The 17271-nt window shown below is 60.0% G+C and carries 16 protein-coding genes; 7 read left to right on the top strand and 9 right to left on the bottom strand.

Annotated features, from left to right (window positions below; translation table 11 throughout):
- The first annotated feature begins 143 nt into the window (after window positions 1-143).
- The 3 genes from V3W40_RS19685 (at window position 144) to V3W40_RS19675 (ending at window position 1891) form a co-directional block, all read left to right on the top strand.
- Window positions 144-788 (top strand): imm11 family protein, encoded by a 645-nt coding sequence (locus V3W40_RS19685; protein WP_330208337.1) that lies wholly within the window; start codon window positions 144-146, stop codon window positions 786-788.
- Window positions 789-844: 56 nt separating this feature from the next.
- Window positions 845-1042, top strand: a complete 198-nt coding sequence (locus tag V3W40_RS19680; RefSeq protein ID WP_330208336.1) for a hypothetical protein — start codon at window positions 845-847, stop codon at window positions 1040-1042.
- A gap of 207 nt (window positions 1043-1249) precedes the next feature.
- Window positions 1250-1891 carry a hypothetical protein gene (locus V3W40_RS19675; RefSeq protein WP_330215531.1) on the top strand — a complete coding sequence of 214 codons (642 nt, stop codon included), beginning with the start codon at window positions 1250-1252 and terminating at the stop codon, window positions 1889-1891.
- Window positions 1892-2190: 299 nt separating this feature from the next.
- On the opposite strand, the gene V3W40_RS19670 is transcribed toward V3W40_RS19675, so the two are convergent.
- The 6 genes from V3W40_RS19670 to V3W40_RS19645 form a co-directional block, all read right to left on the bottom strand.
- The gene (locus V3W40_RS19670; RefSeq protein ID WP_159933958.1) at window positions 2191-3030 is read right to left on the bottom strand and encodes an ABC transporter ATP-binding protein; all 840 of its coding nucleotides are present in this window, start codon (window positions 3028-3030) and stop codon (window positions 2191-2193) included.
- Entirely contained in the window at window positions 3018-3821 is an 804-nt protein-coding gene (locus V3W40_RS19665) for an ABC transporter permease (RefSeq protein ID WP_159933960.1), read from the bottom strand. The genes V3W40_RS19670 and V3W40_RS19665 overlap by 13 nt, the downstream gene beginning before the upstream one ends.
- 13 nt (window positions 3822-3834) lie before the next feature.
- The gene (locus V3W40_RS19660; protein ID WP_081569067.1) at window positions 3835-4821 is read right to left on the bottom strand and encodes an ABC transporter substrate-binding protein; all 987 of its coding nucleotides are present in this window, start codon (window positions 4819-4821) and stop codon (window positions 3835-3837) included.
- Window positions 4822-5206: 385 nt separating this feature from the next.
- Window positions 5207-6841, bottom strand: a complete 1635-nt coding sequence (locus tag V3W40_RS19655; protein ID WP_330215530.1) for a GMC family oxidoreductase — start codon at window positions 6839-6841, stop codon at window positions 5207-5209.
- The gene (locus tag V3W40_RS19650) at window positions 6838-8238 is read right to left on the bottom strand and encodes a purine-cytosine permease family protein (RefSeq protein ID WP_330208333.1); all 1401 of its coding nucleotides are present in this window, start codon (window positions 8236-8238) and stop codon (window positions 6838-6840) included. The genes V3W40_RS19655 and V3W40_RS19650 overlap by 4 nt, the downstream gene beginning before the upstream one ends.
- Before the next feature lie 33 nt (window positions 8239-8271).
- Window positions 8272-9762 carry an aldehyde dehydrogenase gene (locus V3W40_RS19645; protein ID WP_330208332.1) on the bottom strand — a complete coding sequence of 497 codons (1491 nt, stop codon included), beginning with the start codon at window positions 9760-9762 and terminating at the stop codon, window positions 8272-8274.
- A gap of 273 nt (window positions 9763-10035) precedes the next feature.
- Between V3W40_RS19645 and V3W40_RS19640 the strand changes: the two genes are divergently transcribed.
- The gene (locus V3W40_RS19640) at window positions 10036-10941 is read left to right on the top strand and encodes a LysR family transcriptional regulator (protein WP_081569071.1); all 906 of its coding nucleotides are present in this window, start codon (window positions 10036-10038) and stop codon (window positions 10939-10941) included.
- A 103-nt stretch (window positions 10942-11044) separates the two neighbouring features.
- Here the strand turns inward: V3W40_RS19640 and argE are convergent, their stop codons facing one another.
- The 3 genes from argE to V3W40_RS19625 all read right to left on the bottom strand — a co-directional run bounded on the left by argE (window position 11045) and on the right by V3W40_RS19625 (window position 14479).
- Window positions 11045-12208: an acetylornithine deacetylase gene (gene argE, locus V3W40_RS19635; protein WP_330208331.1), complete on the bottom strand. Its 1164-nt coding sequence runs from the start codon at window positions 12206-12208 to the stop codon at window positions 11045-11047.
- Between the two features lie 30 nt (window positions 12209-12238).
- Window positions 12239-12913: a DUF1028 domain-containing protein gene (locus V3W40_RS19630; protein WP_330208330.1), complete on the bottom strand. Its 675-nt coding sequence runs from the start codon at window positions 12911-12913 to the stop codon at window positions 12239-12241.
- A 171-nt stretch (window positions 12914-13084) separates the two neighbouring features.
- Window positions 13085-14479: an aspartate aminotransferase family protein gene (locus tag V3W40_RS19625; protein WP_330208329.1), complete on the bottom strand. Its 1395-nt coding sequence runs from the start codon at window positions 14477-14479 to the stop codon at window positions 13085-13087.
- A 176-nt stretch (window positions 14480-14655) separates the two neighbouring features.
- On the opposite strand from V3W40_RS19625, the gene V3W40_RS19620 reads away from it, so the two are divergent.
- The 3 genes from V3W40_RS19620 to V3W40_RS19610 all read left to right on the top strand — a co-directional run bounded on the left by V3W40_RS19620 (window position 14656) and on the right by V3W40_RS19610 (window position 17190).
- A complete protein-coding gene (locus tag V3W40_RS19620) occupies window positions 14656-15273 on the top strand; it encodes a TetR/AcrR family transcriptional regulator (protein ID WP_330208328.1) in 618 nt (205 codons plus the stop codon).
- Between the two features lie 101 nt (window positions 15274-15374).
- Window positions 15375-16688 (top strand): flavin-containing monooxygenase, encoded by a 1314-nt coding sequence (locus tag V3W40_RS19615; protein ID WP_330208327.1) that lies wholly within the window; start codon window positions 15375-15377, stop codon window positions 16686-16688.
- A gap of 64 nt (window positions 16689-16752) precedes the next feature.
- Entirely contained in the window at window positions 16753-17190 is a 438-nt protein-coding gene (locus V3W40_RS19610) for a RidA family protein (RefSeq protein WP_099587661.1), read from the top strand.
- The last annotated feature ends 81 nt before the right edge of the window (window positions 17191-17271 follow it).

Raw genomic sequence — 17271 nt, 5'->3', positions numbered from 1 at the left:
TCAACCGCTGTGCTCTATCGAAGGCCTCCATTGAATGAGGCAGGAGGGTCAGTCACACTGCAAAGTTGTCGGTATTGCTGCGTAAGGCTTTGGCACCATGAGATTTGGACTATCCCAAGTGTGGGTATCGATAAGGAAAGAGCATGCCGTATTTAATTGGAATAACTTCAAACCCTGAAATATCTATTGGTCAAGTATTCGATCCGGAAATTGATGGACGCTTGTTTGCGCTGATCGGTCTGGGACTACCGCTAACGCCCGAGTTGAGGGCTGCTATCCCAAGTATATTGAGAGTTACTCAGCTCAAGGGCGGAGGAATACCAGGAATTCTTGGGTGGAATATTGGCCCCTTTTTTTTCTGTCAGCGCTTGCGCGATATATTAGAGGAACTTGAGCCCGGCAGGCATGATTTTTTTCCTGTTGAGGTTCGTAGTTTCAGGCCGGGCGCTGATGAGAAAATATTTGGAACGTATTACGTGATACTCGGCCTTGTTAGTGTGGATGCGGTTGTTGTTGAGCAAACAACCTTTACTAAAGGGTTTGGAAGAGAAGGTTATGAACGCAGTGCTCGCTTCGATCACGAGAAATCAGCGGTATGTACACTGGAAGCTCGGGTTATTGAGGGACATCATTTTTGGCGGTTGCCTAGTGATTTTGGACAAACACCAGACCATCCCGATCGGTCTATAACGGGGTACTTTTGTTCGGATGAGTTGTGGCGTCGTATTGAGCAAGAGCATATAGAGGGGTGGGAGGTTCGCAGAAAGTGCGCTGTGATTAACGGTTAATTCGGATCTCTAAATTTCGAGATTGGCTTCATATATTTAATTATAGGGATATTAAAATGGCCGCCAATCTTGATCTCGAAAAACTTGATTTCGTTGATATTAAATCTCTACCTTCAGTGATTGTACACGGCACCGACGGTGATCACACTGTTACCTATGAGCGCCATCACGTCATTGCAAACAAAACGTTCAAGGAATCGGCCATTTCTTCAAGCGCTGCAGAACGTAGGTCTATGGGACCAAGTCAGATTTAAAACCAATGGCGTTGCCTTGGTCGGGACAATTGATCAAGCAACTGCCACCACGGCAACCAATCGCGATGTTGTTGGTGGCGCCGCTCATACTGGCGGCCATGGTGCTTACAACGCAGATCAAGAACGTATTTTTAATGTGTTTGACGATAAGTACCGTGTGCTACGAGCAACTGGAAATTGGGCGCGTACGGGTCAGAAGTCGGTTGGTTGACGGCGCAAGCGAAAGTGGTTCATGGTTATACCGCGTTTTTGAAAACAGAGCTGGTAAATCCAAACTCAGGGCTCAAACTTCATACGAAGGATGGTAGTCGCCTGGACGCGTCTTCAACTGAACTGTGGGAAAAGTTCTCAAAGACGTTCTTCGATGTAGATACCTTGGCTTTTGACCCGGCCATTACCAGTCATCCCTCCTATGTGGCTGGTAGTCAATTTTCCTCCGGTGTACACGCCGGCGCCCTGGACGCTACCCCTGGCTCCAAAAGCGCTTTAGACGTTTCAACCTTCGCCTCCAGCGCTGATGTCGCCAAGGCCATGGACACTCAACTCGGCATCAAAGCTTCAACGCCTTCGGTCTTCGCCAAGGCTCAAATACACCAGTCCGTCGGAATAGTAAAAAAAGGCCACAGCACCGCCATTGTCGCACGCACCGCGGCCGGGCTGGTCACCATGGTCTTCCATCAGCAAGAGGCCATGGCCGCCGAGCTCAATCGTCCTGTTTCGTTCGATGACGCGCGCAAGGCCGTGGGTCTTGAACTCGATGAAAAGGCGCTGCGTGAAGTGGCTGGCGAGGCGGCGTTCGATATTGGCGTGAGCCTGGCATTGCCGTTTGATTGGGCCAAGCACGCGTAGGATTTGCTGCTGTCCGGCGAAGACATTATCGGCGTGATCCGCCTGTACGGTCAGCTCTATCCGAAGAACATTTTGACTGGGCTCTAGGACGGTATTTACAGGCTGAAAAAATTCAAATGTGCCCCCAATTTTGCCCCCAGTGCATCAGGCCACGCGAGTGGCGATTTCCGGCAGAGCCAGATGGATTCAGATGGCTTTGAGTGTACGCCTAAACTGGGTGTCATCTCTGTGGCGGCGCACTCTAGCACCTCCCGCCGATCCATGGCGGTAGTACGAAGGTATTAGCAGTTCTAGCGGATTCAGTGGTCGTGGTCTTCCGGCCCGTCATGCAGTAGATGGAAGATGTTGCGCTTCATGCGGATGAATTGCGGGTCCATCACCATGTCCAGGTTGCGCGGGCGGCCGATGGGCACGTCCAGCACTTCCTTGATCCGACCGGGACGGGCGCCCATGACGAAAATACGGTCGCCGAGCAGGATCGCCTCGTCGATATCGTGGGTGACGAACAGCACGGTTTTCTTGCTGTGTTCCCAGACCTTGAGCAGCAGTTGCTGCATCTGCAGGCGAGTCTGGCTATCAAGCGCGCCGAACGGCTCGTCCATCAGCAGGATTTGCGGGTCGTTCGCCAGAGCTCGCGCAATGGCCACACGTTGCATCATCCCGCCGGACAACTGCTTGGAGTAGTTGTCGGCGAAGCGCAGCAGGCCGACTTCGTTGAGGTAGAACTCGACGATTTCCTTGCGCTCGGCGGCGGGCACTCCACGGCGCTTGAGGCCGAACTCAATGTTCTTGCGCACGGTCAGCCACGGAAACAGCGTGTAGCCCTGGAACACCATGCCGCGATCGGCGCCGGGGCCGTCGACTTGCTGGCCACCGACGTAGATATCGCCAGAAGTTGGTTCGGCCAGGCCGGCGGTCAGATACAGCAGGCTCGACTTGCCGCAACCGGACGGGCCAACCAGCACGGCGAACTGCTGATCGGGAACATCGAACGAGACGCTGTCGAGCGCCGTGAAGGTGCTGCCCGATGGCGTCTGGTATTGCAAGGTGACGTTATCGACCCGCAAGCGTGGAGTGGCCGAAGCTGCCACGGGAGTCGGGCGAAGCTGAATCGGTGAAGTTGCAGTTACTGAGCCCATGCGGCCACCTTCAAGCGAAGAAGTCTGAAAAGTTGATCGGTGATCAGGCCCAACAGGCCGATGACCGCGATTGCCAGGAAAATCACGTCGACCTGAAACCCGCGCATGGCCTTGAGGCTCAGGTAACCCAGGCCGCTGGAGGCGGCGACCAGTTCGGCGACAACCAGATACGTCCAGGCCCAGCCCATGGTCACGCGCAGGGTGTCCAGCACGCCTGGCAGTGAGGCCGGGGCTATGACGTGCAGCACCGCGTCCGTGCGGCTCGAGCCCAGGGTGTACGACGCGTTGATCAGGTCTTTGGAAATCCCTTTGGAGACGTCGGCAATCATCACCAGTTGCTGGAAGAACACCCCGAAGATGATGATCGACACGCGCTGTTCCAGACCGATGCCGATCCACAGGATGAACAGCGGCACGAACGAGGTCACTGGCAGGTAGCGGATGAAGTTGACCAGCGGTTCGAGGAACGCTTGCACGACCCGGAAGCTGCCCATCAACAGCCCGATGGGCACGGCGACCACCGACGAGATGATGAAGCCGACCATCACCACTTCCACGCTGGCCCACACATGTGGGCCGAGGGTGCCATCACGGGCCAGGCGCATCGCGGCATCGAAGACCGCGCCCGGTGTCGGCAGGAACATCGCCGGCACCACGCCGCCATAGGAAAGAAAGGCCCAGAGGCCAATCAACAAGGCCCAGGCCAGACCGCTGGCGCTCCAGATCACCTGCACCGGCAGGCTGGTCTTGGGCGTCAGGCAACGGTTCAGCCACGAATTGCGCTTGGACATGAGGTGCTCCTGGTTATTTCGGGCTGATGAAACGGTTGTCGATCAGGTCGCTGTAGCTCACGTTGTACGGCTTGCCCTGCAACTCGCTGGCGGTTTCGTTGGCCAGTTTGATGACCGTGGCGGCGTCGCCGGTGCTGCCGTTGCTGCCCAGCAGTTTTTCGCTCATGGCCTGGTCGTAGAAACGCACACCCTTGGCTGCGGCTTCCAGTTCAGCCGGGTCGGCGAGGTAGCCACCCACGCCCTTGGCCATGATCGCGTAGGCTTCTTTCGGGTGGTCCTTGGTGTACTGCACGGCTTTGTACAGGCCCGCAACCAGCGCCTTGACGTCAGCCTGTTGCTTGTCGATCACATCGCAGCTCAGGGCCACGACATCGACGATCACACCCGGCGTGGTGCTGCTGTCCACCAAAACCTTGCCCTGCTGCTTGTTGCGCACGGTAGTCAGGTGCGGCTCCCAGGTCACGGCGGCCGGTACGCGACCGGCGATGAAGGCGGTGGCGGCGTCGTCGGCGGTCATGTTCTGGATGGTCAGGTCGCTCATCTTCATGCCGGCATTTTTCAGCAGGTAGTTGAGCCAGAACTGCGACACCGAACCTTCGTTGACCGCAACTGCCTTGCCCTTGAGGTCCTGCAGGCTGTTGATGTCTTTGCCGACCAGCACACCGTCGCCGCCATGGCTTTCATCCAGCGCGGCCACGGCCTTGAAGCAGAACTGTGGACGGTACTTGAGGATTTCATCGAGGGTCGACGCCGAACCGGACAACTTGCCGGAGGCTTGAGCGGCCATGTACATCGAGGCTTCTTCGATGGTCGGCAGCTCGACGGTCAGGCCGCCTTCCTTGAAGTAGCCCAGATCCTTGGCCAGGTACAGGGTGCCGTAACCCACCCAGGTGGTGTGTCCGATGGACAGGGTGCCGGCCTGGGCGCCGCTGGCGATGCCGGCAGCCATTGCAGTCAGGGCCAGCGGACGCACGCAGCGCGATACGAAAGACTTGATCATTGAACACTCCCGGATGGTGATTTTTTAATTCGAATATGTCTCGGGGCAGTGGGGCTAGACGCCAAAAACTTGAAACGCTCGTGGCCTCTGACGGACCTTTTGCCTCTGTGGGGCAGGGTTGATGTTGGCCGATGTCGAGGGATACGAAAATTAGTAAATATGTGGTCCCTGATGAGGAAAAAACTGGGGTGGGAAAAGGTGTTCGAAGCTGGGGCAGGCGCAACAAAAACGCCGCTTCCCGGTGCAGGAATGCGGCGTTTACTGGCTTTGGAGCCCGTCTCGAAAATGGCCCGCGCCAGCGATCTGTCTGCCACAAGTACTGCGGCGCACCTGGGCTGGGCGGGTAGCGCACGGTCCGTGGGAGGGAGCTTGCTCGCGAAGCTTTTCAGCTGATTGCGGCGGACATGGTGGTTTCTTTGATAGCGCTCTGAGTACTCCCACGCAAAATCATCTCCGCCGCCTTCTCCCCGATCATGATGCACGGGGCATTAGTATTGCCGCTGATCAAGGTCGGCATGATCGAGGCGTCGACCACTCGAAGGCCTTCGATACCGTGCACCTTCAGGTCCGGCCCGACCACGCTCATCGGGTCGACCCCCATCTTGCAGGTGCCCACAGGATGGAACACCGTCGCCGCGTACTCACGCACGTAGGTCATCAGTTGCTCGTCGGTCTGCACGTCTTTGCCGGGGAGCATCTCTGCGCCGCGAATGCCGTCGAATTGCTGATCGGCAAGGATCTTGCGCGCCAGCTTCAGCCCTTCGATCAGCACTTTTGCGTCTTCAGGGTCGGACAGAAAGTTGAAGTCAATGACCGGCTTGCCGCTCCGATCCAGGCGCAACTCGCCAATGCTTTTAGGTCGCAACACACAGGTGTGTACCGCATAACCGTGGCCCCATTCGAACAACCGCCCGCGATGGCTGCGATAACCCGGCACGAAGTGAAACTGCACGTCGGGCAGAGCCTCTGCCAGAGGCGTGCGCGCGAAGCCACCGGCTTCGACGTAGTTGGTGGTCAGCCATCCTTTCTTGCCGAGCACATAGCGCAGCGGCGCCAGCAGAATGCCCGGCAACGAACCGAGGGAAAACCCCAGTGTCAGCGGGCTTTTCGAGCGTACGGTGATCAAGCCGTCGAGGTGATCCTGCAGATTTTTGCCGACCCCGGGCAGGTCATGCTCGACCTTGATCCCGGCGTTTTTAAGTTCGCCGGCCGGACCGATACCCGAGGCCAGAAGCAGGCTCGGGCTGGCGAGAGAACCTGCCGACAGAATTACCTCGCGACGCGCAGTCAGGCGGGTTTGCTGCCCCTCCGACACTACCCGTACGCCCTTGGCCACACGCTGTTCGAGGATCAGCGATTGCACTGCGCAATCGGTGATGACCGTGAGGTTGGGTCGGTCGAGCACCGGCGCAACGAAGGCGCGATAACTGGACAGGCGTCTGGCGTCTTTCTGGGTCAGGTTGTAGATGCCACAACCCTCAAGCTGCTCGCCGTTGAAGTCATCGTTGCGGCGAATGCCGACCTTCTGCGCGGCTTTGACGAACAACTGCGACACCGGGTTCGGGTCGCGTGCGGCTTCAACGTTCAACTCGCCATGAAGGCCATGCAGGCGCGGGTCCTGACCGAGGCGGTTGTTCTCGGACTTCTTGAAAAACGGCAGCACGCTGTTCCAGTCCCAACCCGCGCAACTGGCGTCGGCCCAGCGGTCGTAATCGCTGGCATGGCCGCGAATGTAGATCATGCTGTTCATCGAACTCGAGCCACCCAACGCCTTCCCGCGTGGGGTGTGCAGGCTGCGGCCGTTGAGGTTTTTCTGCGGCGCGGAGAAGAAATTCCAGCTGTACTTCTTGCTCTTGTACAGCGTGATGGTTCCGGCGGGTGTCTGGATACGCAGGTTGTTGTCATGGCTGCCGGCCTCGATCAGGCAGACGCTGACGGCCGGGTCCGCACTCAAGCGGTTCGCCAGCACGCAACCGGACGAACCGGCGCCGACAATGATGTAGTCGAAGTCGGTTTTCATGCGTTCCTCCCGACGGCGCTCAGCGCCTGCTTGCGGCCGCGGCGCTGACTCGCCAGGTAGTAAATCGGCGAGATCACCAGCAGCCCGACGATCCACGACACATCGGCGCCGCCCATGGCCTTGGCGATCACCCCGGTGTACAACTCGGTGGCCATGAACGGGATCTGCACCAGAATGCCGAGCACGTAGCAGCCCACCGCCGTCCAGTTGAAATAGCCATAGATGCCGCCGTCGCGACGGAAGAACGAGGCCACGTCGTAGCTGCCGTGAGCGACCAGGTAGTAGTCCACCAGATTGATCGCGGTCCACGGCACCAGCACGTAAAGCAGCAGAAGAATGAAGTTGGTGTAGTTGGCCATGAAGTCGTCCTGCCCCAGCAATGCCAGGGTCAGCGAGATCGAGAACAGCACCAGCGCGGTGATCGCGCGGGAGAGGGCGCCGGCCGACCATTTAGGCACCAGCGTCTGACCGACCGTGATCGCCGAGAGCGTGCCGCAATACAGGTTCATCGCGTTGGTTGCGGCGATGCCGATGGAGAACACAGCGACCACCAGCGTCGCGATGCTGCCGGTCATTTCGATCAGCCCGGCAATAATGTCGCCTTCGACGCACAAACCGACGACCACCCCCAATGCCATCGGCAGGATCGAACCCAGGCAGCAGCCCCAGTAGCTGGACCAGAACGCGGCCTTGCCACCGGTATCGGCGGGCATGTAGCGCGAGTAGTCCGAGACGTAGGGCGCGTACGCCAGTTGCCACAGCGCCGCGATCGACAGGGTGCCGAGGAAGCCCGCCAGGTTCATTTCGTTGCGTTGCAGGAAGTCTGCTGGCAGGCCGTGCACGGCGATGATCCAGACGAAGCACAGCAGCAGAATCGCGCCGGACAGATAGGACATGATGCGCGTGTAGGCGTGTATCAGGCGATAGCCGAACACCGTCGCCACGACGCTGATCAGGCCCACCAGCACGATAGCCTGATTGGTGCTGAACATCGCGTAGCGGCTGTGCAGCGACTGCCCGCCAAGCACCAGATTGGAGGCGAAGAAGCCCAGATACATGATCACCACGAGGGCGACCACCAGCAGCGAGCCGTAGGAGCCGAACTGGCCGCGGGTCTGGACCATCTGCGGCACGCCCAGTTGCGGGCCTTGCGCCGAGTGCAGGGCCATGAAGATCCCGCCGATCAGGTTGCCGAGAATCAGTGCGGTCATTGCCGCCATGAACGGCAGCTTGAAGACGGTCACCGCCAACGCGCCGGTGACCACGGTCAGCAACATGATGTTGGAGCCGAACCAGATGGTGAAGAGATCGCGGGCGCGGCCGTGACGCTGATCGGCGGCGATGGGCTGGATGGTGCTCAGTTCGAGGGTTGCTGCGCTTGGTTCGTTGTTAGTCATGCGGATTCACTCAAGTTGTTCCAGGGCGACGACTTAGCGCAGCTGAAACCAGGTGGTTTTCAGCTGGGTGTATTTGTCGAAGGAATGCAGCGACAGGTCGCGGCCGAAGCCCGATTGCTTGCCGCCACCGAAGGGCACCGTCACGTCCAGAGCGTCCACGGTGTTCACCGACACGGTCCCGGCATTCAAGCGGCTGGCCACGCGATGGGCGCGGTTGAGGTCATCGCTCCACACCGATGCGGCAAGGCCGTAGATGTGATCGTTGGCCATCTGCACGGCCTGGTCTTCGTCGTCGAACGCAGTGATTGCAAGCACCGGGCCGAACACCTCTTCGCGGGATAGACGCATGTCCGGCGTAACGTGTGTGAAGAGGGTCGGCTGAATGAAATTGTTCGAGCCGTTGATCATCACCCGTTCGCCGCCCGCCACCAGACGCGCGCCGCTGGCACCGGCGTCGGCGATGTACTCCATCACCCGCGCCGCTTGAGTGGAATCGACGATGGCGCCCATTTTGCTCGAAGGATCGAGCGGATCGCCGGGCTGCCAGTGCTGCGCCTTTTCGATCATGCGCTCGACGAACTCGTCATGAATCGAACGCTGCACCAACAGCCGCGAGTTGGCCGAGCACACTTCGCCCTGATTGAAGAATATCCCGAAAGCGGCTTTCTCGGCCGCCAGATCCAGATCCTGACAGTCGGCGAACACCAGATTCGGGCTCTTGCCGCCGCACTCCAGCCACACTTGTTTGAGGTTCGACTGCGCGGCGTATTGCATGAAGTATTTGCCAACCTGCGTCGAGCCAGTGAACGCCAGCGCATCCACATCCGGATGCAGACCCAGCGCGCGACCGGCGTGTTCACCCAAACCGGTGATCACGTTGAACACGCCTTCCGGAACGCCCGCTTCAAGGGCCAATTGCGCCAGACGCAGTGCCGAAAACGGCGATTGCTCGGCGGGCTTGAGAATCACGCTGTTACCCGCCGCCAGCGCTGGGGCCAGCTTCCAGGCGGCCATGTCCAGAGGGAAGTTCCACGGCACCACCGCAGCGATCATGCCCAGCGGTACGCGGGTGATGGTCGCCAGGGTGCCGGGCCCGGTGGGCGCGACCTGATCGTAGAGTTTGTCGAGGCTTTCGGCGTACCAGGCGAAGACGTGGGCGGCGCCGGGCACATCGATGCTGTAGGCGTCCATCACCGGCTTGCCCATGCTCAGCGAGTCCAGCAGTGCCAGCTCTTCGCGATGCGCCAGAATCAACTCCGACAGGCGCAGCAGTATCGCCTTGCGCTCCTTGGGCTGCATGCGCGCCCACGGCCCGCTTTCAAAACTCTTGCGCGCGACGCGAACAGCCAGGTCGACATCCGCATCCGAACAGGCCGCCACGTTTGCCAGCAAGGCATTGGTGGCGGGGTTGATGACGGCGAACGTCTCACCGCTCTGCGCCTGATGAATGTTCCCCGCGATCAGAGAAGCGTCGATGAAACGCTGGTGTTCGGCTAGGCGTTGCCAGCTTTTGAAATCCGTCACTGCACACACTCCTTCAATGGCCTCTGCGGACCATGTTCACGATCAGTGGTGCCGATAGTGGGCGATGTGGCAGGGGCAGGAAATTATTAAAAATGTCTTCGCTATCGATAAAAAAACTCGCCAATAACGCACCTTTACGGTGCGTTGCGCACCGTTTCAGGGTCAGTTTTTTTAGCTTCAGTGGGCAGGAATTTGCTTGTTTCTCATAGGCTTTGAACATCGCAGAATAGCGCGCAAGATCCGAGGTCACGGTTCAGCGAATTCGAGGTAGCAATGGCAGCCTACAACCTGCGACAACTCAAGTATTTCGTCACCACGGTGGAGTGCGGCAGCGTCGCCGAGGCGTCCCGCAAGCTGTACATCGCGCAGCCCTCGGTCTCCACCGCGATCAAGCACCTTGAAGAAAGCTTTGCCGTGCAGCTGTTCATTCGGCACCACGCTCAGGGCGTGTCGCTGACGCCCAGTGGCGCACGCTTCTACCGCAAGGCCCAGGAGCTGTTGCGGGTGGCCCACGAGTTTGAGCAGAACGCCCTGGCGGACAACGATGTGGTGGCCGGGCAAATCGATATCGGCTGCTTCGAAACCGTTGCGCCGCTGTACCTGCCTCGCTTGATTGCAGGGTTCCGTGATCGTTGGCCGGGAGTGGAAATCCGCATTCGCGATGGCGAGCAACAGGAACTGGTGCAGGCGCTGACCTCGGGCAGCATCGACCTGGCAATCCTCTACGAACACGATCTGGACAGCACCATCGACACCGCGCCTCTGATGGCGCCGCAGCAGCCGTACGCGCTATTGCCAGAAGGTCATCGCTTCGCCAATCAGGCCAAGGTTTCGCTCAATGATCTGGTGCTTGAGCCGATGGTGCTGCTGGACGTACAGCCGAGCCGGACCTATTTCGTCAGTATCTTCGAAGAGCGCGGACTGACTCCGCACATTCAGTTTAGCTCGCCGTCGATCGAGATGGTGCGTGGCATGGTCGGGCGCGGGTTTGGTTTCTCTATTCTGGTGACCCGGCCGAAATCCGATCTCACCTACGACGGACAGAAAGTGGTGTGCGTGCCGCTGGCCGAAGAAGTCACCGGCTCAGGATTGTCAGCCGCCTGGCTGCGTCGTTCGCAATTGACCAAACCGGCGCAGTTGTTTGTGGATCATTGTCGGGAAGAGTTGGCGCCGAAGTAGCGCCTGGAATCCGACATTCCACCTCTGTAGCCGCACGGCTGGCCGGCGGCGGCATATTCAAAGCCGCTACCGCCGGCAAACGGAGCGCCGCCCGGTCGTACGGCTACAGAGATTGTGTTGACTGGAGAATATCGACTATCCGCCGCAACATCGCATCACACCCATCCAGCTGCTCGACGCTGACAAACTCATCCGGCTTGTGCCCCTGGTCCATGCTGCCCGGGCCGCACACCACGGTGGGAATGCCGATAGCATCGAACAACCCGCCTTCGGTGCCGAAGGCCACGGTCGTGAACTCATCCGAACCACAGAACTGCGCAATCAACTGCGCCGCCTGGCTTTTCGCGTCGTTGACCAGGCCGGGGTACGCGGACAGCTCGGAGAAGCGGATGTCACTGCCCGCATTTACAGCGCGCATTTTCGGCAACACATGGGTCTCGGCGTATTGCTGAAGCTGCTCGGCAACGTCACGCGGATTCTGCGCGGGCAGCGCACGGACCTCGAAATCGAAGCGGCAGTCGGCCGGCACGATATTCAGCGCCTTGCCGCCGCTAATGACACCGGCCTGCACCGTGGTAAAAGGCGGATCGAAGCGCGGGTCGTGCAGATCCATAGCGCGCAGAGTCGTGCCGATGCGGCCCAGTTCGCCGATCAGCTCGGCTGCGTACTCGATGGCATTCACGCCCTGAGGCGCATACGCCGAATGGCAGGGTGCTCCATGCACATCGCAACGCATCGCCAGCTTGCCTTTATGGCCGAGCACCGGCTTGAGCTCGGTGGGCTCGCCGATGATACACAGGAGCGGCTTGACCGGCCGTTGCTCAAGCTCGGCGAGCAATGAGCGCACGCCCAGGCAACCGACTTCTTCGTCATAGGACAACGCGATGTGCACTGGCCTGTTCAACGGTGCAGCGAGCAGATCGGGGACCGCCGCCAGCACGCAAGCGATATAGCCTTTCATGTCCGCCGTACCGCGCCCGAACAGCCTGCCGTGGTGCTCACTGAGTTCAAACGGAGCGACCGTCCAGGGCTGATCGTCCACCGGAACCACATCGGTATGCCCGGACAGCACGATGCCCGGACGATCTGCCGGGCCGAGGGTCGCGAAGAGGTTGGCCTTGCTGCGCGGCTCGTTATAGATCAGCTCGCAGGGCACATCGAATTGCGCCAGATAATCGCGCACGAATTCGATCAGTTGCACATTCGACTCGCGACTGGTGGTGTCGAAAGCCACCAGCGCCGCCAACAGATCCCGGCTTTTGCTCATGTGTCGATCCTTGCCTGGTTCACCGGGGCCTTATTCGTCACCGGGCACGCCATAGCTCGGCGCCTTGGTCGGGTCGAGGGCGCGGGTGATGTAGTCCTGCATCTGCGGACTGTAGTCGCTCCACAGTTGCGCCAGTTTGCCGATAGGGTCTTCGTCGGCCCAATCCACGCGCAGGTCGACGATGGGCCAGGTCAGTTCGCCCACCACCACCAGTGCTGCGGAATGTACCGGGCCTGCTTCGCCACCGGCCGCGACGGCTGCCTGCATCGCCGCGATCAAACGGTCGGCCAGCTGACCGCCGCCGTTTTCGAACGTCTGCACCAGTGCTTCGATGACAGCGCGATCAGCGAGCATGTTGCCCGCGCCGACGCATTGCTCACCGGCCAGTGCGTTGTGCGTGCCGAGGGTTTCGCTGCCGCTGAAGTGCGCGGTCTGGCCCAGGTGATCAATGGCGGTCAACTGACGAAACTGGCTGTAGCCGTTGCTGGTCAGCGCTTTGTCCAGCGCCTCGGCCGGAGACAGGCCGTTTTCTATCTGGTCGAGCACTTGCGGGCCGAGGGCGGGGAGGGTGATGTTCTGCGTGGCCACCGCACCCACTCCCGGACGCAGCCAGGGGCAGCGGGCACCCACGGCTATGCTGGAAGAGCTGATGGCGATGCCCAATTGTCCTGTTTCGGCGCAACGGCCGACGATTGAAAACGTCATGGTGTGTTCGTCCTGTTCCGTCCTGACCTGCCATCCGCCGACCGGAGCGCGGGATACGCCGCCCGGTCGGGGATGGGACATGACTGCATTCTGTCGATGCGCAGCTGTTGGCGAAACGAGGTTTTTTGTGGAGCCTGGTTACGGAAAAACTTCTCAGCCAGTCGTGCCTGCTTACAGGCGTCCGTACTCGCGGGCGGTGCGGTCCACCGCGATGCGAGTCTTGTCCACCAATTCGTCCAGTTCAGCACGGGTGGCGACCAACGCCGGCGCCATGATCATGCGTCCCAGGGTGGAGCGGATGATGATGCCTTCCTCAAACCCGATGGTCCGGCAGCGCCAGGCCATGTCGTTTTCGTTGACGAAGCGTTTGCGCGTGGCCTTGTCTTCAGCGAACTGCAACGCAGCCACCAGGCCGATACCTTGGACTTCACCCACCAACGGGTGATTGCCGAACACCTCGCGCAGGCAGTTCTGCAGGTACGGCCCAGTGTCGTTTTTCACCTGCGTCACCACGCCTTCATCCCGCAGCGCCTTGAGGTTGGCGATCGCCACCGCTGCCGCCACCGGGTGCCCGGAATAGGTCAGGCCGTGGGCGAATACACCGCCTTTTTCAACCAGCGCTTCGGCCATGCGCCGCGACAGAATCAGCCCGCCCATGGGGATATAGCCCGAGGTCAAACCCTTGGCGATAGACAACGTATCGGGCTCGAAACCGAGTGTCTGGTGGGCAAACCATTCGCCGGTACGACCAAAGCCGCCGATCACCTCATCAGCGCACAGCAGCACATCGTACTTGCGGCAGATGCGCTGGATTTCCGGCCAGTAGGTCTGCGGCGGGATGATCATTCCGCCAGCGCCCTGGAACGGCTCGGCAACGAACGCTGCGACCTTGTCCGCACCCAGTTCGAGGATTTTGTCTTCCAGCTGGCGCGCTGCGCGCAGACCAAACTCTTCAGGGCTCAGGTCGCCGTCGTGGGCGAACCAGTAGGGCTCGTCGATGTGTGCCACATCCGGAATCGTGCCGCCCATTTCGTGCATGAATTTCATGCCGCCCAGCGCAGTCGCCGCCAGTGTCGAGCCGTGGTAACCGTTCCAGCGACCGATCATGACCTTCTTCTCGGGCTTGCCCATCACCTGCCAGAACTTGCGCACGGTGCGGATCAGCACCTCGTTGGCCTCGGAGCCGGAGTTGGTGTAGATCGCGTGGCTGTAGTGCGCAGGCAGCAGGCTGAACAGCAGTTCAGAGAGCTCGATCACCGCCGGGTGAGTGGTGTGGAAGAACATGTTGTAGTAAGGCAACTGCTCCAGCTGAGCGCTGGCGGCAGCGGCGAGGTCCTTGCGCCCGTAACCGAGGTTGGTACACCACAACCCCGACATGCCATCCAGGTAGCGATTGCCGTCGTTGTCCCACAACGCCAGCCGATCCCCTCTGACCATCACCCGTGGGCCTTCTTCGTTGAGGGCTTTCTGGTCGACGAACGCATGGATGTGATGGGCGGCATCGGACGCCTGATAATCGCTCGTGGTGCGGCTGCTGTTGAGTTCAGTATCGAGTTCGATGGACATTGCGGGTCTCCAGAGAAGGCGCCCGATGCTCGCCATTACGAGGCGGCGAAGGGCTGGCCGGGGCGTGTTGTGACATAAGTTTTGGCAGCTAAAAATATTTTTGTAAAGAAAATATTTGTGGAGAAAAATACAAATCCGTACCCTGAGCGCCATCGTAAAGCCAGCGCAAGGGCGTCATGAGCGGATTAAGAGAGCGGCAGAAAGAACAGCGCCGGCAGGTCATCGCCGAGGCGGCCCTTACGCTGTTCAAGGCCAACGGATTCGGCCCGACCACGCTGGAACAGATCGCCAACGAGGCGGGCGTTTCGGCGCCAACCGTGGTGAATTATTTCGGCGGCAAGCAGGAGATCCTGCTTGCGTTGCTCAAGGCGCCCGACGAACTGGCGATGCGCGAGGCGAGGGCGAATCTGGACGACAATTCCGACCCCCTCGACGCGCTATGTGAACTCGAAGGCCTGATGACTCGCTATCAGTTACGTGCGATGCCCGCTTCGCTGTGGCGCGAGCTGGCGCCGTTCCTGTTTACTGGAGACCTGTCCCACGCCTTTCATCCGTGGAACGCGGCCGTGGTCGAGGAAGCCAAGGCGCTGCTCATGCATTTTCAGGATCTGGGCAAGGTGCGTGAATCAGTGGATATCGAGGTTGCCGCCACCCTGTTCAATCAGTACGCCAACCTTGCGTTCATTCGCCTGGCGACCGAAGCGGTGCCTGATCGCCAAGCTCATGCGGCCCATATGCGCAGCGTGCTGGGGCTGATGTGTCATGGGATGTTGAGCGACCCAGGCGAATCATAGCCCTAGGTTTTTCCTGCTCTGCGACGACAAAAATCATAATTTCGCTATCCCCCGATCCTGCACAGAATGCGTCCACACCCGCCTTCGTGAAGGACACAGGTATGACAGCTGGAAAAACTGAAATCGATACGCTTGTGGTCGGCGCTGGCCAGGCTGGCGTGGCCATGAGCGAACACCTGAGCAGACTGGGGATCGCGCACCTGGTCCTGGAGCGCAGCCGGATTGCCGAAGCCTGGCGCACCGGGCGCTGGGATTCGCTGGTTGCCAATGGCCCGGCCTGGCACGACCGTTTTCCCGGCCTTGAGTTTGCCGGTTTGAGCCCCGACGGTTTCGCCCCGAAAGAGCAAGTGGCCGATTACTTCGAAGCTTACGCCCGCAAGTTCAACGCGCCGATTCGCACCGGTGTTGAAGTGCGCAAGGTTGATCGCAACGTGGGGCGTCCCGGTTTCACGGTCGAGACCTCGGAAGGTGTGATCCAGGCCAATCGCGTGGTCGTGGCAACCGGTCCATTTCAGAAACCGGTCATTCCAGCCATCGCACCGAGCGACGAACGCCTGACTCAGATCCATTCCGCGCAGTACCGCAACCCGCAGCAACTGGCCGAAGGCGCGGTGCTGGTGGTGGGCGCAGGATCATCCGGCACTCAGATCGCCGATGAATTGCAGCGTTCAGGCAAGCAGGTCTACCTGTCGGTGGGCCAGCATGATCGGCCACCGCGCGCGTATCGCAATCGCGATTTCTGCTGGTGGCTGGGGGTGCTCGGCGAGTGGGATCAGGCGGCGATGAAGCCTGGCCGTGAGCACGTGACGATTGCCGTCAGTGGCGCCCATGGCGGGCGTACGGTGGACTTCCGTGAACTGGCGCAGCGGGGCATGAAACTGGTCGGCGTCACCCGTTCTTTCAAGGACGGCGTGGCGACGTTCCAGCCAGACCTGGCAGAGAACCTGGCGCGTGGCGACGAGAATTATCTGGCAGTGCTCGATGCAGCCGATGCCTACATCGAACGCAACGGGCTGAGCCTGCCGCTGGAGCCTGAAGCCCGTCGCGTATTCCCCGATCCGGAATGCGTGAGCAAACCGATTCTGGAACTGAAGCTGGCTGAGGCCGGCATCGCCACCATCATCTGGGCCACCGGTTTTGCCACCGACTACAGCTGGATGAACGTCGATGCCTTCGATGAAAAAGGCAAACCCCGGCATCAGCGTGGGGTGTCCAACGAGTCCGGCATCTATTTCCTCGGTTTACCGTGGCAGTCGCGTCGCGGGTCGTCGTTCATCTGGGGCGTGTGGCACGACGCCAAATACGTTGCCGACCACATCGCCACCCAGCGCAAATACCTCGAATACAGGGACGCTGCCGAACGTCAGGCCGAGCACGCTGTTTCAACGGCGCCGGCATCAGTCGTGACGGCCTGAATTCGATTCCGCGCTGAACCCAGGCGGGTGGCGCGGCCAACTTTCTGCTTCCAGGGAGCCTCACATGGCACAACCTACTCATACCCGCATTCGCATGTTCAACACCAAGGAAACCTATCCGAACCAGTCGCTGGACAACGATCTGTGCCAGGCGGTTCGAGCGGGCAACACCATCTATGTACGTGGCCAGATCGGCACCGATTTCGAAGGCAATCTGGTGGGGCTTGGAGATCCGCGTGCGCAGACCGAACAGGCGATGAAAAACGTCAAACAGTTGCTAGAAGAGGCGGGGTCGGACCTGTCGCACATCGTCAAGACCACAACCTACATCATCGACCCGCGCTATCGCGAGCCGGTCTACCAGGAGGTTGGCAAGTGGCTCAAGGGGGTGTTCCCGATTTCCACCGGGCTGGTGATTTCCGGACTAGGGCAGCCGCAATGGCTGATGGAAATCGACGTAATCGCTGTGGTGCCGGACAACTGGCAACCGAGTCAGGCGTGAGCGAAGCTGCGATGCGCATCGCCTGGAGCGTCGGCATCGCGCCGCTGCTGCTGGGTCAGTAGCGCTGGTATTGGGAACTGA

This window comes from Pseudomonas sp. AM8 (assembly GCF_036346475.1).
Classification (GTDB): Bacteria; Pseudomonadota; Gammaproteobacteria; order Pseudomonadales; family Pseudomonadaceae; genus Aquipseudomonas; species Aquipseudomonas marginalis.
Note: the sequence above shows the minus strand (reverse complement) of the source record. Positions and strands in the feature narration are given on the sequence as shown.